Origin of the sequence: Nostoc sp. (genome assembly GCF_036916575.1) — a bacterium.
GTDB lineage: Bacteria > Cyanobacteriota > Cyanobacteriia > Cyanobacteriales > Nostocaceae > Nostoc.
Map to the genome: position 1 here is coordinate 1 of NZ_JBALGC010000048.1, position 24,573 is coordinate 24,573.

Here is a 24,573-nt window from a genome sequence, read left to right on the forward strand (position 1 = left end):
TTGGCTGCTGGTGATCTTGCTCCTGTAGCTCTAAGTGCTCCTGCTATCAACGGTTAAATAGTAAAGTTTAGCCTTCATCAAAAAGCGCTCTCCCGAAAGGGGGGGCGCTTTTTAGTATCAACAATAATAGTGCTTAATTCTGGCAGCGCATTCTCAGTTGAGTGCGCGGTAGTGCAAAAACAACTCACTTCCAACCTGACGAGTTTCGACGAGTTGGAGATGAGGAGCAGCATTGGGAACAAAACCTTCTCCCTCCACTGGGCTAGGGGCGTGCTTTCCTCCATAAATGACGGGCCAAATTGTCAACCACCAATCGTCAATTCGCCCTGCTTTTACTAGAGCAGCTGTTAAAGAGCCGCCTCCTAAAGCAACGACCTTGTGAATACCCCGCTCTGCCATCAAGCTGTAGCCCCGATCCCAGTCCAGGTTTGTATCTCCCAAATCAATTAATTCAGCCAGTTTTTGCAAGGTTGTTGTATCAGAACTGCGCTCTAAACCAGTCCGTGTTGTAAATATCCATCGCTCAATGTCCTGGCTCAAAAAAGGCAAGTCCAGCGATAGGTCAAGTGAACCTGAGACAACGCAGGTAATGGGCTGGGGAGACTGACCCCTAACCTTACGTGCTGCTAGCAGTTCGGGATTGCGAATTGTAAAGGTTCTCCCCTCAGCCCGAATCGTCCCTGCTCCTACCAGGACTAGATCAGCAAGGGAGACTTGATACTCCAGGTGTGCTTGATCAGCTGGATCGGATTCACGAGGCACTTTCGGATCTACGGCGCTAATTTTTCCATCGGCCGTCATGGCAAGAACCACAGTTGTTTGGATAGTTGACATGATTACGTTCTGACGGTTCTTTATAATTTTACCTTTTTGAATTTTTTGCCATGAATAGTTGTTGCATTATGCTTTAAATCACTTTCTCAGCTATGGCTCAAGGTCGTAAAAGAATTGTTGTTGGATGATTGCCTCTACGCAAAGGTCAATTTTTTACAACTTAGAGGGTGTTTATAAATAAAAAATAAAGAGCACCGCAATGATTCCTTAGGACAGGTATTTTAAAAAAGACAGTCGTCATATTTGAATCGGGTGACATGGGCCGAAAACCTTATCCCACAGACATTTCAGGTTGTTGTAGACCAATGGACTGGAGAAATATTGTGTACAGCACATGGTAAGGGAAAATATCATAGTTTTCGCATCTTTGAAAACAATAAAATTAGGTTAGAAAAAGATATTGAATGTTTGGGAGATAAAGGATATCAAGATATTCATAAACTTCATGCAAACAGCCGAATACCAAAAAATAAACCTCGGGGTAGTGAACTAAGCCGTGAAGAAAAAAAGAGTAATCAAGAGTTAGCTAAAGTCCGAGTTTTAGGTGAGCATATCAATCGAAAACTGAAGATATTTAAAACTTTGTCTGACCGTTATCGGAATCGGAGAAAAAGATTTAGTTTAAGATTTAATCTCTAAGCTTGTTTGTATAACTATGAGCTTCGTCTTGTCAAACTGAATCTATTTAACTGACTTTTGCAAGAGGTCTATTAATAACGTCACAGCTGGTTTGCAGTGCATCACTGATATTGCTAACGAACGCAGCGAACAATTATCTTGGTCGGTCATTCTGAAGATTTTGCACTTACAACCAGAGGATGCTGGCTCTATTTTCAATTCTTCTCAAGACTCCACACACTGGAATTACTGGCAGCGCGAGGCGTTGATATATACATCAGGAATTCTCGATCATCTGACTGGCGACTTAGTAGCCCCCCGTTGCTTCGCAATCACAAAGCCGTCTGCCATGAGCGTGTGGTGCGCTTTACCTATGCTGCGGTAGCGGCACTTCATTTTGGTCTAATAGCAGGGAGGTTGTTAAAGCTAGTAGACAACGAATCTCGTCACAGCTGACTTGAGCAACGCTTTGGGCGAACTTTTGACGAGATTATCACAATCAAGAGCGATCGCCATTACTCATGCATTAAAACTGGCAGACGAAGCTCGATTATTGCTTCGCTTTGTGTAACATCTATTGATGACCAATTAGTAATTAGTTAATCTCCTTTCTCAATAATTCTGGAATCTGAGAAGGACGTTCAGCTACTGGAACTTGCGCTTCTTTTAAAGCAGCTAATTTACTTTGGGCTGTGCCAAAATTAGGATCACGTCCGATAACCGTTGCTAAAGTCCCAGTTTGACGCCAACTTTTTCCTGGTGGTGCTTGTCGGCCTGCAATGTAGGCAATTACTGGTTTATCAATTGCCTCAGCAATGTACCGGGCTGCTGCTTCTTCACTACCACCACCAGGTTGACCGACTAAAACGATCGCCTCTGTAGTTTCATCCTCATCGAGAATTTGCAGCCATTGGAGAAAAGAGGAACCAACGATCGCATCACTACCAATACTGACACTAATCGACTGCCCCAAACCTGCTTTTGTTAATTCATAGGCGATTTCATAGGTGAGGGTGCTGCTACGACTAACGATTCCCACTGAACCAGGGGTATAAAACTCGCTAGGTTGAGTACCCAAAAGAATTTTCCCCGGCATAATGATCCCCGGACTATTTGGCCCGACTACCAAAGTTTCACAGGCTTCGGCTTTGCGGAGTAATTGCACCATATCCAAAGGCGGCACGCCAGCGGTGATAATAATGATCTGGCGAATATCAGATGCGATCGCTTCTAATGCCGCATCTAGCACGTCGTAAGGATCTACACAGATAATTGTCGTGTCAATTGCCCCAAATTGTTCTATTACCTCTTCTACTAAGTCAAGTACTGGCAGTCCATGCAGTTCCTGTCCGCCACATCCAGGATTGACACCGGCTACCAAATTCGTCCCATAAGCTTTCATTTGAGCAACATGAGTGCTTGATATAAATTCACAAAAGCCTTGAATTAACACTTTGCTGTCTGGCGTTAGGTTCATAAAAAATTACCGTAAGTTTGGCAACCCAGTGCTTTATACCAATGGGTACAAAAACGACATGTTTCCAGTGCCGTATTGATTCAATTTTTACTGAAATTACAAAAACTCGTCTTCAGGCTGATCCAAAAATCGGTAAACCCGCCTCTTGCTAGCAATATTCAGTTTGAATGCACTATATAATTTATTCCCAAGAAGTAAAGCTGTACTAGGTTTCAGCATCAAATTAAAATTTTTATACCAAACGGTCAATAATCATTTTTGATTTTGGAATTGGAAGAAAATGACAGTTACTTCTTATTAACCGTTGGTTTAGCAAGACGAACTGCTGCCGCCACTGCCTCATCTAAATTTTCTACCACGAGGAGCGCATCGCTGTGAGTTTTTAGTGTTGCTAAATATTTTCTAGCAGCATTAAATTCAGAACCAGCAAGACGGACAACCAAGGGTGAAAAATTCAGTTCTCGCTGACTTTTACTACCATTAGAATGTACAACCTGTGATTTAAGTTCACTGTTGTCTTGCTGCACAACTCTGGCTATAACTTCAGCCACTTCTTCAGTTTGAGGAATACTACCCAGAAAGTTAATTAGTATTATTTGAATGCTTTTGTCAGCCTCCAGGATTTTCAGACCTGTCTCTAGGCGATCGCGGAAGGTAGTTGGTGTAGTATCTGTGAGGAAAGCATGACGTAGATTCAAACAAACACCTGGTTTGCCACCAGCATTAGCGACTAAATCCAAAGTTGTCATCACTGAACCAGTACCATTACCTAAAATACCGATTTTCCCATGCATTTCTACACCATCCCAGTCACCCAAAATACCATTGATTTCAGTACTGGTATGACGGCTGATAATTTTTGCCGCCATCTCGGCAAGATCGGGATGACGCTTGATCGCCCGTTCGTTGACTCTAACTTTACCATTGAGAGCCATAACTTGATCAGTAGCGCTGACTGCTAAGGGATTTATTTCGACTAAATCCAAGTCTTTTTGCACAAATAACTGGTACATCTTCTGGACAACGCTGCTTACCGACTGCATCAGCGTCCCCTGCAAACCCATTTTCAAAGCCAGTCGTCGGGCATAAAATGGCGAGAATTCCTGTTCTACGACGACATAGTGCATTCTTTCCCCAGCCGATTCCCAATCGATGTCTGCTTCTTTGCAACCTAAAAGTACCGGTCGGCAGACAGCAGTGTCTAAAACCACCGCTAAATAAAATTCCTGGTTGGCGTCGTATTGGGATTCTGCCAGCACAACTTCCGGCAATTCGCCCCATATTGGTAAACTAAAGATATTTTGAGCAGCTGCTATCGCGTCGATTGTCGTCTCCGCAAACCTGACTCCACCAGCCTTTGCCCGTTCTGCTCCATGTACTTGAGATTTCAGTACAATCGGAAAGCGAATTTTTAAACGTTTCAAATCTGTAGGATGATCAATTCGTTGGGAAGGCAATACAGGAATGCCTATCTTCCCAAACCATTCTTTAACTTGGTACTCTAATAAATCCATTGATACACCTTGTCTTGACACTTTCCAAGCCTTTAGTCAGTGCTGTCTTAATATTTTGCAGCACCTTTATTCCAGAATTAAGCTTTTGCTAGCTATAAAAATTTATTTTTCACGGATCAATTTTATCGAATTCAGCATAATTAGGTACATTAATTTTGATAGCCAACCTGTTTGTGCCAGAGCCACAACACGTAATTAATCTCCTCAGTAAGTTTTCCAGCATAGAAGATAACTACCATTTCTGTCAAAACCCTCTGACATAGCATCTTTTCCTTAACCTTTGATAAATTTGTACTGCTCTGCAACTAGAATTTTGCAGGACAGTAGCTATTGTGAATTTAATTGTCGCCAAATAATCCAGTAAAATACTCAAAAACTTTATTATTCCCATTTTTTATTTGTAATTTATATCTGAAGAGAGATTATTTAATTTTGCATTTAGTGCTGTAAAAATGTGTGATGCGAACAATAACTGCTTTTTTAATTTTTGGTGAAAAGTCATAATTTGTGTTAAAAAGTTGGTCGTTCAGATTTTCAGGCTGTGGTTGGTTAAACTGTGCATTTGCATTCAACAAACCTAAAAAGTTCATTTCATCCCCTTAAAGATAATCAAAACAATATAGAAGTTCAGCGGGAAAGCTCTATGAAAGTAGCAGTCCAGCAGGAAGATTTACAGCTTTTAGCTAAAACTTTGCAGGAACAATTACTTGTAAAAGTCTCAACTGCTGAAGTCTTCGAGGTTAAGTGTGCCGTCAATAAAGACGAGCTAATGATTTTAACGCAACACACATTAGATGTAGTAGTTGAGGCTCAACTCATCTTTGCAGTAATTAAGGAAGTACTTCAGTCTCTAGCACCCCATAAAGAGCAGCGGGTGCAATGTTTCCTGAGAGTTTTTGGTGAACAACTCCCTTATGCCAAATGTTTCTTGGTGTTGAAGCAAACGGGGGGATGGGAGGATGGGGAAGCAGGGGAAGCTGGGGGAGCAGGGGAAGCAATATCCGACTTATCTTCCTCATCCCCCTCATCAGCTCTAACATATTTTCCATCAGTCGATGAGAGTGAGAAAGAACTGTTTGACCGGTTTGCAGATGTGCCGAATTTGTCGGTTTCAAAGCCAGCATTCCGAATCAAACCCATCCTAGTGGGTGCAGCCTTGGTGGGAATTGTAGTCTTAGGCGGTGGTGCTTACTTCTTAACTCGCCCTTGTGTGATGTCTAAGTGTAAAGAAATACAAAACGCCGAGCAATTAAAAACAAAATCTCCGCAACTGATGCGCCACGCCAAGTCTGAAAAAGAATTAGTAGCTATACAACAGCAACTTGCAGCAGCCAGCGCAGCCCTGAACACAATTCCTAGTTGGTCACCCCATTACCAGGTGTCAGAAGAACTAAAAGCAAGTTTGTCTGGGCGTTCAGAACAAATCAACCAGGTGGTCAAGGCTTTGCAGACGGCGTCTTTGGCGACACAAAAAGTTCAAACTCCCGCATATAGCCTAGAGGAATTACAAGCTAGGCAACATTTATGGCGACAGGCTATAGCGCCACTAGAAACTATAAGTCCCAAGAGTGAACTCTATGCGCTAGCGCAAGGGAAATTACTTAATTATCGTGTCCGTTTGCAGGCTGTAAATCAGCAGATATTTACTGAGGAAAAATGGCTAAAAAAACTAACAGCAGCAAAAGCTGTAGCCAATGCAGCCGAGAATCGGGAAGCTACTGCTAAATCCTTGAATGAATGGCAAAAGGTGCAGTCTACCTGGCTGGTGGTAGTTAATGCCTTGAACACCATTCCCCAGACTAGCCCTGGATACCAACAAGCCCAAAAACTGTTGATAGAATATAAACCTAAACTAGTCGCGGCACGCGATCGCACTACTAAAGAACGATTTGCTGTTAAAACCTACCAACAAGCCGTTAGCACCGCCAACCAAGCCAAAGTATATCAGCAACAAAACCAATGGCAAGCAGCAGCGACATACTGGGATCAGGCTTTGCAAACTGCTAAACAGATTTCCCAAGATAGCTTGTACTACACTCAGGCTCAGTCCCTGATTGAACCCTATTCAGCAGCCCTCAAACAAGCACAAGAAAAACTACAAGTTGTTAATAGTTTGCAACAAACCCGCACCGACCTGGATAAAACTTGTATTAATAGAATTCGGATTTGCACATTTAGCATAGACAACACAAGGATTATTGTCCGGTTAACGCCTGAGTATGACCAACTAAGGCAAAATAACTTGGTTAATCCTTATTCTGAGAACTCGGATACTGCTGTTGATGTTACTAATCACTTGCAAATCTTACGGGAAGCCTTAGCTGTAATTAGTGACAATGCTAACCTGTCCCTTTTCCTCTATGATTCCCAAGGTCAGGTAATTTATACGCGGACTTTAGGTGGGTAAATAGAAAGGTTAGGAGTTAAAAATATAGTCTTTTGTAACTAGCTTAGGCGTAACCCAACCTAGACATCGCTTGTTTTTTCGCATTCTCTAGCTACACATATTGTATTCTTTGTCAATGACAAATTCTAATTATTTATTAGAAAATTTTTCTATTTCTTGAGCTATAGACATTTTTTATCTCAATAGTAGGAGGCAAGAGCTATAACCATTCTCTAAATTAAAGTCACAGCTATCAACAAGATAGTTTTCACAATAAATCTTTGATTGGTAATAATATGACTCAGTTTTGGCTGTGGGTTGCCTAATGTACTTATCGTATTGTGGATTTGTTATCCAATTGTATCGATTTTCGGGCCGGAAGGGTTCCGCCCAATCAATCCTGGTGTTGAGACTGGAGTCTACGCAATTTTAGACCTGTGTGCCAAGGTGGGCTTTGGTTTTATTTTCACATCAGCTAGCAATGAAACTCTAGCACAAGCCAGCAACAGCGATCGCATCATGGAAGCTGTTCACTCGTATATGCATCATGCAAATCGGTAGCGCCGTTTACGCCCAAGCTAACGCAGCAACTAGCAATCCAAATTCCACAAATCAGCCAACTGAACAAAACAATGATGATGTGATTGATGCCGATTTTGTTGGCTAAAACGCACAAGGTAAACTGTAATTTAGGAGATTGCAATCGTGGATGACAAATCAATGGCGGCTCAAGGAGCAGTTCCCAATCAAGCAGCAGCCGAAGCACAAGAAACCCTCGCAAGACAAAATCATTATGCTGGAGGCAATGCGTTATTAGATGCCCAAAGAGAGGCAGGAACACAAATAGATGATTCTGTAATTGAGCAGCCAGCAGCCACAAACATTGCTGGAAATCAAGACACAGACGATCCAACAGAAGCAAAATTTACAACCACAGGAGATTACCCTGTAGACTTTGAACAACTCAACGACGAAAAAGACTTGTCACTAACAAAAGATGTTCCGAGTGCAGAATAGTCGGATTTGGAGTATCGAATCATGCCAACTGCAACCGATTTCAAAGATTATTACGACATTTTGGGAGTTAGCAAAACTGCAACTCCTGACGACATTAAGCGAGCTTACCGCAAACTTGCCCGTAAATATCACCCTGACGTGAATCCTGGCAATCCAGAAGCCGAGGAAAAATTTAAAGAGATTAATGAAGCCAACGAAGTTTTATCAAATCCAGAAAAGCGCGAAAAGTATGACTCTTTTGGGCAGTACTGGAAGCAAGCGGAGGTCAGCGGCACTCCTCCTAGAGGAACTAGCACGTATACAGAGGATTTTGACCAATATAGCAACTTTAATGACTTTATCAATGATTTGCTGGATGGTTTAGGGGGCAGGACAAGAGCAGGAGGAACTTATTACCGCACCTCGACTGGGCAGGCTGATGACTTTGGCCCATTTCGCAGCCAAGCACCAGCACCCGATACCGAAGCTGCGATCGCGCTTTCTTTCTCGGAAGCGTTTCATGGCGTTCAAAAGCGGTTGCAGTTGGATGATGAAACCATTAACGTTCGTATTCCCGCAGGTGCTAAACCGGGTAGTCGAATTCGCATTAAAGGCAAAGGTCGCCCCAGCCCTTTTTCTCAACAGCGAGGGGATTTGTATCTTACAATCGAGCTGCTTCCCCATCCGTTTTTTCAATTTTCGGGTGACAATTTAACATGCGAAGTTCCGATTCGTCCAGATGAGGCGGTCTTAGGCGCTCAAATTCAAGTACCAACGCCGGAGGGTCGCGTCACGTTGAGTGTTCCTAAAGGCGTGCGTTCTGGTCAATCGCTGCGGCTGCGAGGAAAAGGCTGGACGCAACCAAAAGGCGGGCGAAGTGACCTAATTGTGAAACTTCAGATCGTGTCCCCCAAAGAGTTAAGCGAAATTGAGCAGGATTGCTATGAAAAGATTCAGGTTAATAGCAGCTTTAACCCACGTACTGCATTAGAAGGAGTGACGTTATGAGCGAGTTTAGCATCTCTAGTACAGTTGTTTCCCAAGAAGGCGATCGCCTTTATACATTTGAGTATGCAGCTTCAGTGACCCAAACTTCAACGATTGTAATTGAACGATTTGTGCAACTCGGATTGATCGAACCGAAAGGCTCAATGCTGCACTCAAGAGAAATTGCGCGAATTGCTCAAATCCAACGCTTACGTCAGGATTTGGGACTAAATCTGGTAGGAGCGGCAATGGTCGTGGATATGGCGGCTGAAATTGCCCAATTACGGGCACAACTAAAAGCGTTGCGATCTTCTTGAAAAACACCACCCAATATTTAGATATGAAAAAGTTGGCACGGTCGAAACTGTTTTAGTGGATAAAGAGGGCGATCGCTTTGAATTGTGACCGAAGCTGTGGATGAATAAATAGGTTTAAGACCAATACAGTTCAGTTAAGCATTTCTTCCTTCTCTTCCTTTGCGTTCTTTGCGTCCTTTGCGGTTCGTTAAAAAAATTGACTTTGACAAAGAATTAAGCCTTAACTAGAACCGTATTGGTCTAAAAGTAGGTATTGAATAATTAAAGAAATCAGCAAACCCTTGCTACGTAACGCTAACGCGAACGACAGCACAATGCAATCTAGAACACTACACCCTGTTTCTGCTAGTGGATTAATCCCTTCACCTTACCAACTGCGCGGCAGAATTGAAAAATTGACCAGACAATCCCTTCGTGACTAAAAGTGTTGTCAACAAGTTAGCGAAAGCAACCATGAACATAATCAAAATTTCATAGGATACAGCATCCAAAGGTTTCACACCAGCTAACAATTGTCCGGTGGTAATTCCTGGTATTGCGACCATACCTATGAGTATCATTTGATTGAGAGTGGGAATCAATCCGGCTCTGATGGCGTCTTTGCGGTACTGGCTAACTGCTTGCTCTGGAGTTGCACCTAAGCTTAGGTGGGTTTCTATTTCGAGATGGCTGGAGTTAATGGTGCTGACAAGACGCTCGCCTGCGATCGCAGCTGCATTGGTAGCATTACCTAAGACTATGCCTGCTAAAGGAATTATATACTGTGGTTCATACCATCTCTCTGGTTGAATGATCAAGAAGTTGGTGTAAAGCACTGTCAGGGCGGTACTAATTAAAATTGCACCCCATACCAAAGGCAACATACGAGGAATTTTTGGAGTCACGCGATTTCGTGCGACAATCGCCGTAATTGTCAGCATGACTGCTAATAGTGCCAAAACTGCCCAAGCATTGTCTAAAGCCAAGATGAAATCTAAAATGTATCCCAATACAAGAAGTTGTAAGATAGTTCTCCCAGTAGCAAGGGCTAAGTTCAACTCTAATCCTAATTTTTCCCAGGCAGATAAACCAATGGCGATCGCCATCAATCCCACAGCAATAGCTAAATCCACGAAATCCAGCTTGATTAGATCCGGCATGGGTTCTCTATCTTTTGGTATTTTCTTCTCAAAGCAGTCCACACACCTGGAACTTTGATCCGATGTGTTGGATCTTGGTTGATATATATCACTTTCATCAATTCAAAATTCAAAATGATATGACTTTAACATGGCAAACACCTAGTATATCTACTATCTGTAAATTAAATGTGCGGTAGTTTCCCACCCCACAATTTCAGTAAAAACCCTAATAGATGCGTATCTTGGGCAATAGTCTTTTAGTAGCTCCTCTTTGATTAACAATTCAATTAGCAAAAATTGACTGTCGAAGTGCATCCTTTGTATCTCCCGATAAAATGAGAACTCATGATCCAAAGTGTAAATCCCATCCCTGCCTTTGATATCAAGCAGCAATATACCACTATCGAAGCAGAAGTAAGTGCAGCTGTATTAGAGGTTCTGGCTTCTGGCCGCTATATTGGTGGCCCCTTAGTCGAAGGCTTTGAGCAACAGTTTGCAGCTTATAATACTGTTACTGAATGTGTGGCTTGTAATTCTGGTACTGATGCGCTCTACTTAGCGTTACGAGTCTTGGAAATTGGTGCAGGCGATGAAGTGATTACAACGCCTTTCACCTTTATTGCTACATCTGAAGTGATTAGCGCCGTGGGTGCAAAGCCTGTTTTTGTTGATATTGACGCGACTACGTTTAATTTGGATGTGGAGCAAGTAGCGGCGGCGATTACACCCAAAACCAAAGCGATTATCCCGGTTCACCTATTTGGACAACCTGTGGATATGACATCATTGGTGGCGATCGCTCAGTCTCACAATTTGTCAATAATTGAAGATTGCGCTCAGTCTACAGGCGCAATTTGGGCTGATCAAAAAGTAGGAAGTATTGGACATATTGGTTGCTTTAGTTTCTACCCTACCAAAAATCTTGGTGGTTGCGGCGATGGCGGAGCAATAACGACTAATCACCCAGCGATCGCCACTAAACTGCGAATACTACGGGATCATGGTAGTAGAATTAGATATTTACATGAAGAAATCGGTGTAAATAGCCGCTTGGATGCTCTCCAAGCAGCTATTTTGCAGATTAAGCTGCGTTATTTAGATATTTGGAATGATCGCCGCCGAGATATCGCCAACTATTACTATCAGTATTTGTGTCAAGTTCCAGGGATCGTCCCGCCCCAAGAATTACCTGGGGGTATTGGGGTATGGAATCAATACACTATTCGCATATCTGGCGAAGGGCGAAATGGTTCTAGCGCCAAATATCGAGATTGGGTGCGTAGTCAATTGCAAGAGCAGGGCGTGAGTTCAATGATTTACTACCCCTACCCTTTACATTTGCAGCCAGTTTATCAAAGTCTGGGCTATAAAATTGGGGACTTCCCAATAGCAGAGCAAGCTTGCCATGAAGTCATATCCTTGCCTATATTCCCAGAACTGACAGAACAACAGCAAGACCAGGTGATTTATGCGTTGAAAGAAGTTATGAGTTAGGAGTAGAGACGCGATTAATCGCGTCTGTACAGGAGTTAAAAGTTAGAAGTTAGGAGTTTTGAATGAATAGGTTTCTTCAACTGATCACTCATAACTGATCACTCTAACTGATTACTGCATTTGCAGTCGCTAAGGCTTCTACTAAGCCACGCACAGCAGCAATCATTGCTACTTCGCTATTGAGTTGGTTGATAGCGGAACCAACACCAACACCAGCAGCACCAGCAGCGATCGCTAATGGTGTGGTAACGTTAGAAATGCCTGAAGCACACAATACTGGCACTGACACCACACGGGAAATTTCAAAAGCTGCTGCCAAGGTGGGAGCAGCTTTTTCAATTAATCCTAGAGTTCCAGGGTGAACAGGGTTACTGCTAGTACCGCCTTCGGTTTGGATAATGTCCGCTCCAGCTTTCACCAGTTCTTCTGCTAACTGTACCTGTTGATCTAGTTCCAAAATGTGGGGAACGGTGACAGATAAAGTGATTTCCGGGAAAAGAGCGCGGGTTTGCTTAGTCAGCGCTAGCACTTCTGGAGCCTCAAAGCGGCGTCCTTGAGCATAGAAGGAATCGAAATTCCCGATTTCAATTAAATCAGCACCAGCTGCCACAGCTTGCACAAATTTCTCTGGTTCTACTGCAGATACACAAATTGGTAATTTTGTCAAACTTTTAGATAATTGGACTAAGGCTGGATCAGCGGCAATATCGACAAAAGTAGCACCGCCAAATTCAGCAGCTTTGACAGTCGCAGCGACGCTAGCGGCGTCGAAGTTATTTAAGCCGCTGATCACTTTCAGAACGCGGCGGTTATTAAATGCACGTTGGAGTGGAGAATGCATCGTCATGATTGGGCTTTTAAAGCTATGAAAATTAGGTATATTCTACCGTTCCTTAGTTAATGAGAGACTAAATTACTACGGCAGTTGCCAAATTTTGATAGTTTTATCCTTACCGCCACTAACCAAAGTTTTGCCATCCGCACTGAAAGCGATCGCATAAACTTCGGCTGAATGTCCATTAAAGGTGTGTATTAATTCTCCTGTGTTCAGTTGCCAGACTTTTACAGTCTTGTCATCACTACCACTAGCAATATATTCCCCATTTGGGCTGAAGGCGATCGCATTTGCATCAGCTAAATGCCCCGTAATGGTGCGTATTTCCGTGCCTGTGTCCAGTTTCCACACTTTGATGGTTTTGTCATCGCTAGCACTAGCTAACATCTGACCATCTTGGCTAATTGCAACATCATTCACATCGCCTAAATGCCCCATAATGGTATTTATTTCCTTACCAGTATTCAAATTCCAGATTTTAATAGTTTTATCCTTACTGCCACTGACAATAGTCTTACCATCCGGGCTGATGGCAACGGATAAAACTGCCCCAGAATGCCCTGTAAGAGTACGTATTTCCTTACCAGTATTCAAATTCCAGACTTTGATGGTTTTGTCATAACTACCACTGACAATAGTCTCACCATCCGGGCTGATAGCAACAGAATTAACGAAGTCTTTATGACCATTCAAAGTGCGGCTTTCCTTACCAGTATTCAAATTCCAGACTTTGATAGTTTTATCCTTGCTGCCACTGACAACAGTCTTTCCATCTGGGCTGATAGCAACAGCATAAACCCAGTCGGAATGCCCGGTAAGAGTACGAATTTCATGCCTACTTTTGATGTTCCAAATTTTGACAGTTTTGTCATCGCTGCTACTGGCAAGCTTATTACTTAAAAAGTTAGAGTTCATAGCCAGGGAATTAATTTCACCTAAATGCCCAGTTAGAGTTGTGATAGACGCCAAGCTTCGTAAATATATATATCCCCCTAACCCTAATAGCACAACAGCACCCCCCACCAGCAGTTTACTTTTCCACTGGATTTTCGGCGGTGCAACAGTGGCGAGTAAAGCAGATGGCGGTGCAACAGTGGCGAGTAGAGCAGATGGGGGTCTATAGTGATCCATTGATAGCGGCTGCAACCTTGAATCCAAATCCAGGAGGACTTCATCCGCTGACTGGTAACGCTCCTCGATATTTTTTTGTAACAGCTTACCTAGTACATTTTTTAAGGATGCAGATATTGGCAACCTCACGTGTTGCTGCCAGTGTGTTACCCAGCCGTAGCCCTCTTCAGCCCAGAGTTCAGAGGGGTTAATTCTTGTTAACAGATGAAAGCAAGTCACACCCAAACTGAATAAATCGCTAGCCGCATAAGCGCGACGCAGTTTCATTTGTTCAATTGGCGCATAGCCATAAGAACCAATACTCGTGTCTGTATTATCCAAAGAATTTGTAGTTAACTGCTTGGCAACGCCAAAATCAATCAGCACTAACTTGCAATCGCTTTGGCGACGGATAATATTTTCTGGCTTAATGTCGCGGTGAATTACCTGATGTTCGTGGACAAACTTCAAAACAGGTAATAATTCACTCAAGACTTGCCAAATCTTGTCTTCACTGAAAATTCCTTGTTGTCGTAACTCCTGCCCTAAAGTTTGCCCTTCGATCAACTGCTGCACCAAATATAAATAGTTATCCTGCTCAAAATAAGCATACAAAGTGGGAATTTGAGGATGTTCTCCTAGCTGTTGCAGACGCCGTGCTTCTTCTTGAAATAATTCCGTTGCCTTACGCAAAGCGGTACTTCCTTGGACTTGGGGTGCTAGCTGCTTAACTACACAATGCTCTTTGAGCTTGTCTTCATCCTCTGCCAAAAAAGTTCTGCCAAATCCGCCGCCTCCCAGTGGTTGAATAATGTGGTAGCGGTTTCGTAGCCGTGGTAGTAATCTTGTCCCGCAACTTTGACAAAAATTTATGCCATTAGGGTTGAGGGGCTTCATGCAACTGAGATTGAGGCAGTAGCTCATAGTTAGGCATCTATCACCCGTTGTAATCTATGATAAGTACTTCCTGTGCATCCCTTAGTATTTCTGATCGCTATGTTGTAAAATTTTGCTTTTGGAGCTTATTGTCCTAATTCAGCTAGGTATTAAATGCAGCATAGCGCCACTATACGTCATAAAGTTCAGTAAATGCCTATGCGAAAATAATTAAGTTATGCCTTTCAAGAAAAACACATGACTGAAGAAATAATGGCAAAGTTTGAGGAGAAAGAAATACTTGAACTCTGGGATAATAAAGCTACAGACTGGGATATTCAAGTTGGCGAGGATGGTGACAGCAATCGAATTCTGAACTCAGATCCAGTAGTATGGAGTTTTGCTGGTAATGTTGCGGGATTGTCTGTCCTTGATGCTGGTTGTGGCACGGGATATCTAGCACGCCAGCTTTGCCTTAAAGGGGCCAGTGTAACTGCTGTAGATTTTTCACCTCAGATGATAGAAATTGCCCGATTCAAAGCTAGCCAAAAGAATCTAGATATAGATTTTCATTTGGATTCATGCACTGAACTCAAGTCGCTTCCAGATGAGCAATTTGATATTATCATCTCGAATTACGTTCTCATGGATTTGCTTGATCTCGAAGGAGCAATCAGGGCATTCAATCGTGTTCTTAAGCCTAGTGGGATTGCAATCCTTGTGTTCTCACATCCTTGCTTTCCCCAAGGTAGCTCGACGACTGTAAATGAGGATGGAACAGTTTTTTATGGTTGGGCTTCTTCTTACTTTGAAAGGACACAACGCAACGACGAACCTTGGAAACATTTTACAACACCATTTATCTGGTTTCACCGTCCTCTTTCCGATTACTGGAAAGCCTTCAAAGCAGCAGGTTTTTCTGTGGACGAATTTGAAGAACCAAGAATTACCCCAGAGCAATATCATCTTGCAGAAAACGACCGGAAGCTTTTCAATTCTAAAACACGTCCCTATTCAGTAGTTTTTAAACTTCTAAAGGTTAAAGGATTATATAGCAACCCGATATTCTAGTTCCATCTATCTATATCTGTAGGGTCTTTTACCACTATCCTAATCAAACTCTAGAGGCCACAAATCTGCAATTGGTACTTCCCATCCTGGGAGCAGTTCGGGAACTGTTAAAATATCGCCATCACGAAGTATTATTACCTTTTGTCCAAAGTTGTAAACTTCAACAATTCGCTCATCTGGATTGAGCAAAATTCCTACCTTAGTTCCCAAACTTAGAAATTCTTGAATCTTGGCTCTCAGATCCTCTAAATTATCACTAGGGGACTTCACCTCTACAGTCAAATCGGGAGCCAATTGAGCAAAAGACTTCGGACTGCGACGCAAGCGTTCGGCTAAAACAAATGAGGCGTCCGGTGCGCGTAAATCTGAATTTGGCAATCTGAAACCAGCGCTAGAAGCTGCTGTTCGTCCCAGTTTGCGCGGTCTAACCCAGTTACGTAACTGGGCTACCATTTCAGCGGCAACTTCATCTGATTCGTATCCTGATGGACTCATGACAATAATATTACCCTTAACTAGTTCCATGCGATAGTCAGGGTGCTGTTGCTGCATTTTTTCCAAGTCTTCAAGCGTTAGGGACATAAAACCTCTAATTATCACACTTCTGGTATCTATATTATGGAGACAACAGACCTCTTTAGGAGCGATCGCCCCATGAATTTCCCAGTCATCGCCAAACCTGTCACTCCAAAGATTTCCTATGTTCTGCTGTATCGTGAAAAAACAAGAATAAGCAGTAAAATCGAATATTATTGCTTATTTTTCAAAACATTCCATTGCTGTTTGTACTTTCTCAACTTGCCTGGGTGCTTGCATTTCGTTAAAAAGTGCGTAGGCGTAGCCCGTCGCAGACATCGCTTGTACAAAAGTTTCCCGACTCTGATCAATTTCACCCATTTTTTTATGAGTCAATGCCAACTGATAATAAGCCTCGGCTAAGTCTGATTTAGCACCGATTTTATCAAGAATTTCTATTGCTTCTGAATGATGAAAAATTGCTCTGGTAAATTCTTCCTGTTCTCGAAATAGTTCAGCCAGACAACTGATAGCTTTAGCCTTAATTTGGGTAAAGTTGTTTTCTTCAGCATGAGATATAGCTTGTTGGCACAAATCAAAGGATTTTTTAAGATTACCTAAATTTTTATAAGTTAAGCAGAGAGTTACTAAACTATGCCCTATTCCCCATAAAGTAACTTTAGTTGATAATGACATAGCAGAAAAAGCATCTTCAGCAAGATGGAAAGCATCTTCTCTGCTACCAGAGCATGATTTTATCAAAGCTAGACAGCATTGAGCATATGCCATGTAATCATCAAGGTTGCTATTTTGTTCAGCAAGGCTACAAACAGAATTGAAACAATCTTCGGCTGCTTCTATTTCCCATAATTCAAGTTTGCAAAGCCCTGTATTGAACAAAATAGAGATTTGTGTTTGCTTGACATCTAATTTGCCTAATACTTTTCCTGATTTTTCATAGCATTCTATAGCTTCTCGAATACACCCGATAATTCGATATGTATACCCAAGGATATTGTAAAGTTTAATTAATCTTTCTGGCGATTTTATATCGTCTATTATCCGTTTAATTACAGAGAAGCTTTTCTGAAGTAATCCCAGTTGGTAAAACGAGCAACCCAAAGGCAATCCTATACTCCACTGTTCACCTCGCCCTTGTAAAATTACATCGCCAGCTTGCTCAAAATCACTAATTTCTACATAGTGATAATAAGCTTCTAAAGCGGTCAAAGCATCTATGATATTTTTAATGGCTGCAACTCGTTGCGTCCAAAATTCTGCGGCTTTTCGGTTTACTAATTCCCATTCTTCACTGACTAACCTTAACCTACTAATCGCTTCATCACGAATTACCGGATGCAGCCAGTATTGTCCTTTTTTTGCTTCTATTAAAGACAAGTCTTGCAGAGCCTTAATTATACCTCTACGTTTTTGTTCTGGTACATCCCAAAGCAAACATAAAACTCCCTCGATAGGTAATGAAGGAATATCTTGATAACGATAGCATCCTAAACGACACAGGAGGCGATAGGCTTCTAAGTCATTTTCTTGAAGGCGGGTAAATTGACTGGCGACTAAATCTTTTAGTTCTCTTTCTATTAATAAATCTGTACAGTTTTCCTGCCAATAAGCATCTATGTCACCAGAAAAATCTGTCAATATTGCTCCTCGGAGAATTTGCATTGCTTTGGCGTTACCTCCATAAGCTCTGCACATTTCAGTGAGAATAATAGAATCACAATTGATGTGGTGACGACTAAAAAATTGTCGCCATGCTTGATCATCTAAACCTTCGAGTGGATAAAGATGAACCTCTACACTAGACTCACGCAAACGCTCACGACTTGTTACTAGAGTAACTGAATGCACATCGGGATCTGCTAATACTCTCAATAGCTCAACATAAGGGCGACGATATTCTAGAAACTTGCCATTTTTATCGAGAGCAGTTTCTAGATTGTCGATAAATACCCCGATTTTAACAGTTTGCTCTCGCAGTTTCCGTCGTAGTCGCTCCAAGTTAATCCCAAAATCGCCTCCCGGTTCTTCGTTAAAGTCTCGTCGCAGCCATTCTTCAACCACACTCTCTACAGGAGTGATATTTTGGATTTCTGTGGCCATCCAAAGTTCCAGTATAAAATTAAACTTTCGATTTTTAAAATACTTGCGTGCTAAGGTGGTTTTACCAACACCACCTTCACCCTGGATAAGAATAACTTTTGCTCCCCGACTGATAAGGGTGTGGAGATCGGCTATTTGGCGATCGCGCCCGACAAAGTTAGAATCTAAATCTTGGGGTTTAGCGTCATTGCCCGCTGAATTGGGAATCTGGGGGATTTTTTGCGACTGTTCGGTTGTTATAAATCCCTGAACCACGCCTTGGAAGGTAGATTTTGAAACTTTCTCTTCTAGCACTTTTGATAGTAAATGCCAAAGTTCTGCACCAACTGCTTTTAAATGCGCTTCTGTATAACCACGGCTGTTGGCAATATCCTGGTAAGTCCGCTTTTCATCCTCCCACAAATGACGCAAGATAATCCTTTGAGTTTTATCTAAGTGTTCTCCCGTCTTCAGAAAAACCAAGTTATTTACAAACTCTAAGGCTTCTTCTGCACCCATTTGCTAACTTGATGTATCATTTGTAATTCATTATAACTATATTTTTACTACTTCTTCCTACTTGCCATACTACAAAATACTTTTTCCTACTCGGTAGGAAACTTACTTTATCCAACTGCAAAGCCTTATGGACTGTATTACTATTGTAATTAATACAGGCAAAGTTAAGTTAAGCGCCAAAAAAAGGTGGTTGAGGAAAGATTTAGAGAGCGCTACAACTGCAAGCTTAGTAAATCACAGATGTTATCTCAGATCCTGTAGCATCTGAATGATTAAAAAACCGCAGAGACGCTGAGGGTGTAGAGGGAGAGGAAAGAGCAATAATTCCGATACAAACGGATTTGATATTACTTGTGACTGTCCCATATTAAAGACTTATGAGAGTGGTGTCTACTAAACAGGCAATGGGTATTAACTAACTAGATTCTGTAGAACGTATTTACAACTAAGTATGTAAGTCTTTACCCTACAAAAGGTTCAATAATGTTAGACAAAGATTGTCATCAAAACGCTTCGCGAGAGTCATTAGTTATTAGTAAAAAACTCCGTGAGACAGCAAGCCGACTAATCGAGCGTAGTTTGAATGAGTCTGAAGTCAAGAAAGTTTTTTTCGCCGACTAATCGAGCAAGGTATGTACCAAAAAACTCTTTATCAATGACTAATGACTAATCAAAAAGAATATTTACTGCTAAAAAATCAGCTACTTTCGGGAGTAAAATTATGCACACAAATCAGGATACACTTTTATTTCGCTTTGCTTCTAAATCCTTGAAATATTTCTTGTTGGTGCTATTTGGCATTGCGATCGCTTACGTTCTATCCAGTGGTTTAGGTATTTTACAAATCATACCTATACTGATGTACGTTTTACAGCAGTTTTTGCTTCCACTGGGAATTATCTTGTTGTGTTTAATTACAACAGCAGTAATTCTTGAATCCCTGCGTTAAGAATCGAGGAAGTGGGGAGTATCGCAGTCAGGTGGCAGCCAAAAAAATGAAAACGTCTCCGGCTTTGCTCCTAACTCCTAGTACCGCAAGGCGGAAGTCACTCATTCAAAAGAATTATATTCCTTGCTCTTGCACCATTTTGAATGGTTACTCGTCTTGCAAAGTGACGCTCCTCTCTTACAAAGTTCTGATCCGATAGCGCAGCCCAAGGTAGAGAAGAGAATAAGTCTGGAAATATTTACGCTCTCAGCTCCCTTACCGCTCGCTTTTTTCCCAAACAGCAGTTTTCAAAGTGTTATTTGGATTTGCTTTATGCCCCAGTAGGTGAGCCAAAGTCTTTGGACACTGAAAGCACAAAAGGTGGTGTCCGCCTGGAACAACGTAAAAGACAGAGCCACTAATCTGACTGGCGAGCGCCTGCATATGCTCGACAGCACCAACGGTGTCCAGTTCTGCCGCAATCACACGGGTTGGAACAGTAATTGAACTCAAGCGTTCCATAACATCAAAACCAGCAATCAATTCCATCGCCTTGGCCCAGACTTCTGGGTTAGCGCTCGCTGTTTGGCTGCGGGCGTAGTCAATAGCACATCCGTCGTTGACTGCTAAGGCTGCACTGCCAAACCACCGGGCAAGACATACATCAACAACTGCTGCCATCCCTTCCTGACGGACTTTACTAGCTAGGGTCAAAAACGGAGGAAAAGGACTTGAACGGGTGCAGACTAAGCTCAAAGCAGCTAGGCGGTCTGGATATGCCAGCGCAAATGCTTGCGCTACTTCACCGCCAAAGGAAAGACCAATAACTTCCGCTTGAGCAATAACTAAGTGGTTGAGTAGTATATTTAAATCAGTAGCCAGCTGCTTGTATGTTAGAGAACCGCCTGCGTTACGGGCTGTACCATGACCGCGCAGATCGTAGGTGACAATCCGCCGTTCTGCTGGCAGGTAAGGAAGGACTTGCTTCCACATCCAGCTGTCAAATCCCACCCCATGCAGCAGCACCATAGGTAACCCGCTACCGCCAGTATCGAGGACAGTAGTTGAATGGTCATCCAGTTGAATTTTGCTAGAGCTAACTGCACGTCCGTTATTGTCCTCGCTAGCAGTCCAATCTGCTGCCCTATCGGTGCTGTTCATCTACTTGTACCAATCCGCATTGTAATAGGATAAACTCCATATTCTTAATAAACTCAGGACTCTTTCAAGTCCCTTAATTCTTAAAACCTATACCTGTCAAAATTTTTAGGCTTTATCAACCGTCGAACTCACGTTAATTTATTCAACCGCAGAGGCACAGAGAATACAGAGACAAGAGGTTAAAGAGGAATTTATTGACTAAAATTTCTACCCACCTTCAAAGGGCTATTCCTAACTCCTAACTTCTTCACTTTCCGTAGTAAACCCTGGCATTACCGTATCCTATATTTCGCAGATATTTATTCCATTCCTGAGCTTGTAATCGCTCAGGGAAAGGCCCGACTGCTACGTGTGGCCCTCGTGGTTGCGTCCTTTCGAGGACTCCGCCAGATCGTCCTAAATCTTGGCTAAATCGGGCTATATTCTGCCTAATTTGGGCTGCGATCGCAGGTAACTGTTCTGAAGTGGTGGGAATGACGACATAATATCTAGAGGCTCGCCTAGTAGCATTTATATTACTGCGATCGCCTACAAAGTCTCTATTGCCTGCATCTATTTCCTGTCCGTTAGTGAAGCTGATAATCCGGGCGCTATATATGCCTCGTGACTGTAGCTCACTCACCCGTTGTTGGGCGTTAGATACTCTGTTAAAAACTCCTGACTGAATTATATTCCGTCCTTGGTACTGGCGAATGTAAGCACTGGGTTCGATCCGACGGATTGCTTGTAGCGTCTGGAAATCACTACCATCTACGTAAACTAAGTAACGCTCAAAGTTCTGGTTATATTGACTAAATTGTGCAGATTGAGAGGGCTGCTGAAAGTTCGGCTCAATTTGATTATTCTGTAATGGTTGCGAGGGCTGAAAGTTCTGCTCAAATTGATTGTCCTGTAATGGTTGCGAGGGCTGAAAATTCTGCTCAAATTGATTGTCCTGTACTGCTTGGACTGGTTGTAACTGCGGTGATGGCTGTTGACCAAAGGGAATTGGTGGTGGCGGTAAAATTTCACCTGCTTCTTGAGCCAGTAGCACGTTGTTGTGGATTTGTGCTTGTGCTGGGATAGAATCGGGAATCAGCACTAACCATCCTCCCACTAACAAGGGGAGAAGTCTGCTAGTGGGCTTCCAACCCTCAGAAGTTCGGCGCAGCATCTGAAATGGCATAAATTGATTTGGTATTCCTCTCCACATAGTAGTCGCAAAGTAGTCAAAGTATTTCTAGGCAATTTCCATCAGGAACTAATTAGTTCACCGTTGTAGCAACTATATAGCGTTAACGTAAAATTAGCTCATCTGCGTGGCAAAAAATGCATCTGTAACTAATCTTAGATAAGGGTGATGGGGGAGTAGAGGGAGTAGGGGAAGCAGGGGGAGCAGGGGAGCAGGGGAGCAGGGGAGAGAAGAAGAATGCCTACCCAGTTCTCTTCGGTGATAACGGAGTGAAGAGCGATCGCTATTTGCTTCCTCATAAACTGAAGTGCTTTGGTAGCAAGGCTTTGAAGAGTGTGTGCTACAATTGGACAACCACGCAGCTATCGTGTCGTGCTTTGTATGAAAAAAGTCGTCGTTGGTCTTTCTGGTGGCGTTGACAGTTCCACCGCCGCAGCTATCCTGCACCATCAGGGCTATGAAGTGATTGGTTTGACTCTTTGGCTAATGAAAGGCAAAGGTCAATGTTGCTCTGAAGGTATGATTGACGCGGCTGATATCTGTGAACAACTGGGCGTTCCCCATCAGGTTGTGGATATTCGGGATCTCTTTGAGACGCATATTGTCGATTACCTGGTGACTGGTTACAGTGCTGGGATCACGCCTTTGCCTTGTTCTCAGTGCAATAAAACGGTGAAGTTTGGGCCAATGGTGCAGTATGCCCATGAACAACTGGGATGCAATCGCATTGCCACCGGTCATTATGCGCGAATTAGCTATGACCAAGCAACTGGACGTTACCAGTTATTAAGGGCTGTTGACCGCAACAAAGACCAGTCATACTTCCTCTATGATTTGTCTCAAGATTTACTAGCAGCAACTATATTTCCTCTGGGCGAACTCGAAAAAACTGACACGCGCCGAATTGCGACTGAATACGGACTGAAAACTGCTGATAAACCAGAAAGTCAAGACTTGTGTTTAGTGGAAAGTAACGGTTCCATGCGGGCATTTCTGGATAAATATCTAGCTCCCAAAACAGGCGATATTGTAGATGTTGCAGGCAAAGTTTTGGGGCAGCATGATGGTGTCCATCACTACACCATTGGCCAGCGCAAAGGCTTGGGGATTGCTGCTGCCGAACCACTGTATGTGATTGAATTAGATGCGGAAAATAATAAAGTAGTAGTAGGCGATCGCACTAAGGTAACTCAGCCTGAATGCACTGTAAATCGGGTAAACTGGGTTTCTCTTGCTGAACCATCCACCCCAATTCATGCCGAAGTGCAAATTCGTTATCGTTCAACGGCGACACCTGTGACGGTGATTCCTTTGGAAAACTCCCGCGTGCGTTTGGTGTTTGATGAACCCCAATTCAGCATCACTCCCGGACAAGCTGCGGTGTGGTACGACGGGGAAAAAGTGTTAGGTGGCGGAATAATTGAACAATTTAGTTGAACCTAACTGTGTTTTAGGAAATGCTAAAATTTCCCCTTTTCATTGAAAGCGGCGGGAAACTCCATCCTTTTATGGGTGGAGTTTTTTATCAAAAAAATCATGACTTTAAGAAAAAAATCATGACTTTAAGAAAATAATCATGACTTTAAGGAAAAAATCATGACTTTAAGAAAATAATCATGACTTTAAGGAAAAAATCACGATTTTAAGGAAAAAATCACAATTTTAAGGAAAAAAATCACGATCTAAAGCATAAAGTTAAGATTTGAATTAAAAAGTCACGACTTTCAGCAAAAAATGAGGATTTGAAGCAAAAAATCACGATTTTCGGAACAACAGCTTTTTAGGGAATTGTCAAACGCTCAACGGGTAACTCTAAAATCACCAATTTTAATATTTAATTGGAGTAAAGCAACTGTTGACTTTTTAACAGTTGACAGGGTAATATATTCATAATGGAAAAGGTGCGCGCAGATATACCCCTTTCTCCAAAGATATTCCTTACTAATTTTTGACTCAGCGGCGTAGTAGTAGAAAAGCAATTAAGCCAACAAGAAAACAAAACGCGAATTTTACCCAACGCTGCTGGATAAATTGGATGAATCTCTCTTTTCTTCCCCCTGTTGGTGTGGGTGTAGAGTTGATTTCAGCTATGCGAGTTTGGGCGTATTCTTGGATTGGTGCATAGTTAATGGTGGTGGCGAGTTCAGCCGCATCAGTTAAGGAATTAATTGCAGCGTCTGAGTCTGTCATGTTTAACTGTGCATCGGCGATAAACAGCAGATTACGACTTTGGCTGTAGATATCGCCAATTTGGATGTAGAGGTTTTGTGCTTGCTGGAGATATTCTAGTGCTTGCTGGGGATTTTCTTGCAACTTACCGAATTCTTGCAGGATGTTAGCTTCCCCCAAGCGATCGCCGATGTCGCGGTAAAATGACAAAGCGGTTTCGTAGCGTTGTAATGCTTCCTCACGTCGGTCAAGGAACTGCAAAACATCGCCAATAGCTTTTAATGTATTAGCTTCCCCCAAGCGAGAACCAGTGTCGCGGTAAAATGACAATGCGGTATCGTAGCGTTGTAAAGCTTCCTCACGTCGGTCAAGG

General features: G+C 42.5%; 22 protein-coding genes. 11 read left to right on the plus strand and 11 right to left on the minus strand.

Annotated features, from left to right (window positions below; all coding sequences use genetic code 11):
- Window positions 1-153 precede the first annotated feature (153 nt).
- Window positions 154-834, minus strand: coding sequence for a RibD family protein (locus V7L29_RS11640; protein ID WP_334735560.1), 681 nt, complete (start codon window positions 832-834; stop codon window positions 154-156).
- Between the two features lie 252 nt (window positions 835-1,086).
- Here V7L29_RS11640 and V7L29_RS11645 point away from each other — a divergent pair, with 252 nt between their 5' ends.
- Together V7L29_RS11645 and V7L29_RS11650 are read left to right on the plus strand one after the other, a co-directional pair.
- Window positions 1,087-1,473, plus strand: a complete 387-nt coding sequence (locus tag V7L29_RS11645; protein WP_334735561.1) for a transposase family protein — start codon at window positions 1,087-1,089, stop codon at window positions 1,471-1,473.
- 91 nt (window positions 1,474-1,564) lie between these two features.
- Window positions 1,565-1,837, plus strand: coding sequence for a hypothetical protein (locus V7L29_RS11650; protein ID WP_334691897.1), 273 nt, complete (start codon window positions 1,565-1,567; stop codon window positions 1,835-1,837).
- 210 nt (window positions 1,838-2,047) lie between these two features.
- Here the strand turns inward: V7L29_RS11650 and V7L29_RS11655 are convergent, their stop codons facing one another.
- Window positions 2,048-2,929: a succinate--CoA ligase subunit alpha gene (locus V7L29_RS11655; protein WP_334691896.1), complete on the minus strand. Its 882-nt coding sequence runs from the start codon at window positions 2,927-2,929 to the stop codon at window positions 2,048-2,050.
- 287 nt (window positions 2,930-3,216) lie between these two features.
- A complete protein-coding gene (locus V7L29_RS11660; protein ID WP_334691895.1) occupies window positions 3,217-4,443 on the minus strand; it encodes a succinate--CoA ligase subunit beta in 1,227 nt (408 codons plus the stop codon).
- Between the two features lie 643 nt (window positions 4,444-5,086).
- On the opposite strand from V7L29_RS11660, the gene V7L29_RS11665 reads away from it, so the two are divergent.
- The 5 genes from V7L29_RS11665 (at window position 5,087) to V7L29_RS11685 (ending at window position 9,129) form a co-directional block, all read left to right on the plus strand.
- The gene (locus V7L29_RS11665) at window positions 5,087-6,850 is read left to right on the plus strand and encodes a hypothetical protein (protein ID WP_334735562.1); all 1,764 of its coding nucleotides are present in this window, start codon (window positions 5,087-5,089) and stop codon (window positions 6,848-6,850) included.
- Between the two features lie 297 nt (window positions 6,851-7,147).
- Window positions 7,148-7,390, plus strand: coding sequence for a bacteriorhodopsin (locus tag V7L29_RS11670; RefSeq protein WP_334691893.1), 243 nt, complete (start codon window positions 7,148-7,150; stop codon window positions 7,388-7,390).
- A gap of 144 nt (window positions 7,391-7,534) precedes the next feature.
- On the plus strand, window positions 7,535-7,846 hold the full coding sequence (locus V7L29_RS11675; protein ID WP_334691892.1) for a hypothetical protein: 312 nt from the start codon (window positions 7,535-7,537) through the stop codon (window positions 7,844-7,846).
- A 21-nt stretch (window positions 7,847-7,867) separates the two neighbouring features.
- Entirely contained in the window at window positions 7,868-8,833 is a 966-nt protein-coding gene (locus V7L29_RS11680) for a DnaJ C-terminal domain-containing protein (RefSeq protein ID WP_334691891.1), read from the plus strand.
- A complete protein-coding gene (locus V7L29_RS11685) occupies window positions 8,830-9,129 on the plus strand; it encodes a chaperone modulator CbpM (RefSeq protein WP_334691890.1) in 300 nt (99 codons plus the stop codon). Before V7L29_RS11680 ends, V7L29_RS11685 begins: the two co-directional genes overlap by 4 nt.
- A gap of 362 nt (window positions 9,130-9,491) precedes the next feature.
- On the opposite strand, the gene V7L29_RS11690 is transcribed toward V7L29_RS11685, so the two are convergent.
- On the minus strand, window positions 9,492-10,268 hold the full coding sequence (locus tag V7L29_RS11690; RefSeq protein ID WP_334735563.1) for an ABC transporter permease: 777 nt from the start codon (window positions 10,266-10,268) through the stop codon (window positions 9,492-9,494).
- Between the two features lie 327 nt (window positions 10,269-10,595).
- Between V7L29_RS11690 and V7L29_RS11695 the strand changes: the two genes are divergently transcribed.
- On the plus strand, window positions 10,596-11,744 hold the full coding sequence (locus tag V7L29_RS11695; protein WP_334691888.1) for a DegT/DnrJ/EryC1/StrS family aminotransferase: 1,149 nt from the start codon (window positions 10,596-10,598) through the stop codon (window positions 11,742-11,744).
- Between the two features lie 103 nt (window positions 11,745-11,847).
- Here the strand turns inward: V7L29_RS11695 and V7L29_RS11700 are convergent, their stop codons facing one another.
- Window positions 11,848-12,591: a DUF561 domain-containing protein gene (locus tag V7L29_RS11700; RefSeq protein ID WP_334735564.1), complete on the minus strand. Its 744-nt coding sequence runs from the start codon at window positions 12,589-12,591 to the stop codon at window positions 11,848-11,850.
- Window positions 12,592-12,660: 69 nt separating this feature from the next.
- On the minus strand, window positions 12,661-14,613 hold the full coding sequence (locus V7L29_RS11705; RefSeq protein ID WP_334735565.1) for a serine/threonine-protein kinase: 1,953 nt from the start codon (window positions 14,611-14,613) through the stop codon (window positions 12,661-12,663).
- A gap of 210 nt (window positions 14,614-14,823) precedes the next feature.
- Between V7L29_RS11705 and V7L29_RS11710 the strand changes: the two genes are divergently transcribed.
- The gene (locus tag V7L29_RS11710; protein WP_334691885.1) at window positions 14,824-15,636 is read left to right on the plus strand and encodes a class I SAM-dependent methyltransferase; all 813 of its coding nucleotides are present in this window, start codon (window positions 14,824-14,826) and stop codon (window positions 15,634-15,636) included.
- Between the two features lie 39 nt (window positions 15,637-15,675).
- Here the strand turns inward: V7L29_RS11710 and V7L29_RS11715 are convergent, their stop codons facing one another.
- Together V7L29_RS11715 and V7L29_RS11720 are read right to left on the minus strand one after the other, a co-directional pair.
- Window positions 15,676-16,218, minus strand: coding sequence for a Uma2 family endonuclease (locus V7L29_RS11715; RefSeq protein WP_334691884.1), 543 nt, complete (start codon window positions 16,216-16,218; stop codon window positions 15,676-15,678).
- A gap of 174 nt (window positions 16,219-16,392) precedes the next feature.
- The gene (locus V7L29_RS11720; protein ID WP_334735566.1) at window positions 16,393-18,771 is read right to left on the minus strand and encodes an AAA family ATPase; all 2,379 of its coding nucleotides are present in this window, start codon (window positions 18,769-18,771) and stop codon (window positions 16,393-16,395) included.
- A 721-nt stretch (window positions 18,772-19,492) separates the two neighbouring features.
- On the opposite strand from V7L29_RS11720, the gene V7L29_RS11725 reads away from it, so the two are divergent.
- Window positions 19,493-19,720 carry a hypothetical protein gene (locus V7L29_RS11725; protein WP_334691882.1) on the plus strand — a complete coding sequence of 76 codons (228 nt, stop codon included), beginning with the start codon at window positions 19,493-19,495 and terminating at the stop codon, window positions 19,718-19,720.
- 255 nt (window positions 19,721-19,975) lie between these two features.
- On the opposite strand, the gene V7L29_RS11730 is transcribed toward V7L29_RS11725, so the two are convergent.
- Both V7L29_RS11730 and V7L29_RS11735 read right to left on the minus strand, forming a co-directional pair.
- Complete coding sequence (locus V7L29_RS11730) at window positions 19,976-20,860, minus strand: alpha/beta fold hydrolase (protein WP_334735567.1); 885 nt, start codon at window positions 20,858-20,860, stop codon at window positions 19,976-19,978.
- Between the two features lie 247 nt (window positions 20,861-21,107).
- Entirely contained in the window at window positions 21,108-22,025 is a 918-nt protein-coding gene (locus V7L29_RS11735; RefSeq protein WP_334690100.1) for a hypothetical protein, read from the minus strand.
- A 387-nt stretch (window positions 22,026-22,412) separates the two neighbouring features.
- On the opposite strand from V7L29_RS11735, the gene mnmA reads away from it, so the two are divergent.
- Complete coding sequence (gene mnmA / locus V7L29_RS11740) at window positions 22,413-23,468, plus strand: tRNA 2-thiouridine(34) synthase MnmA (protein WP_334735569.1); 1,056 nt, start codon at window positions 22,413-22,415, stop codon at window positions 23,466-23,468.
- A 516-nt stretch (window positions 23,469-23,984) separates the two neighbouring features.
- Here mnmA and V7L29_RS11745 read toward each other — a convergent pair.
- The coding region (locus V7L29_RS11745) for a tetratricopeptide repeat protein (RefSeq protein ID WP_334735568.1) at window positions 23,985-24,573 on the minus strand (589 nt) is incomplete at its 5' end.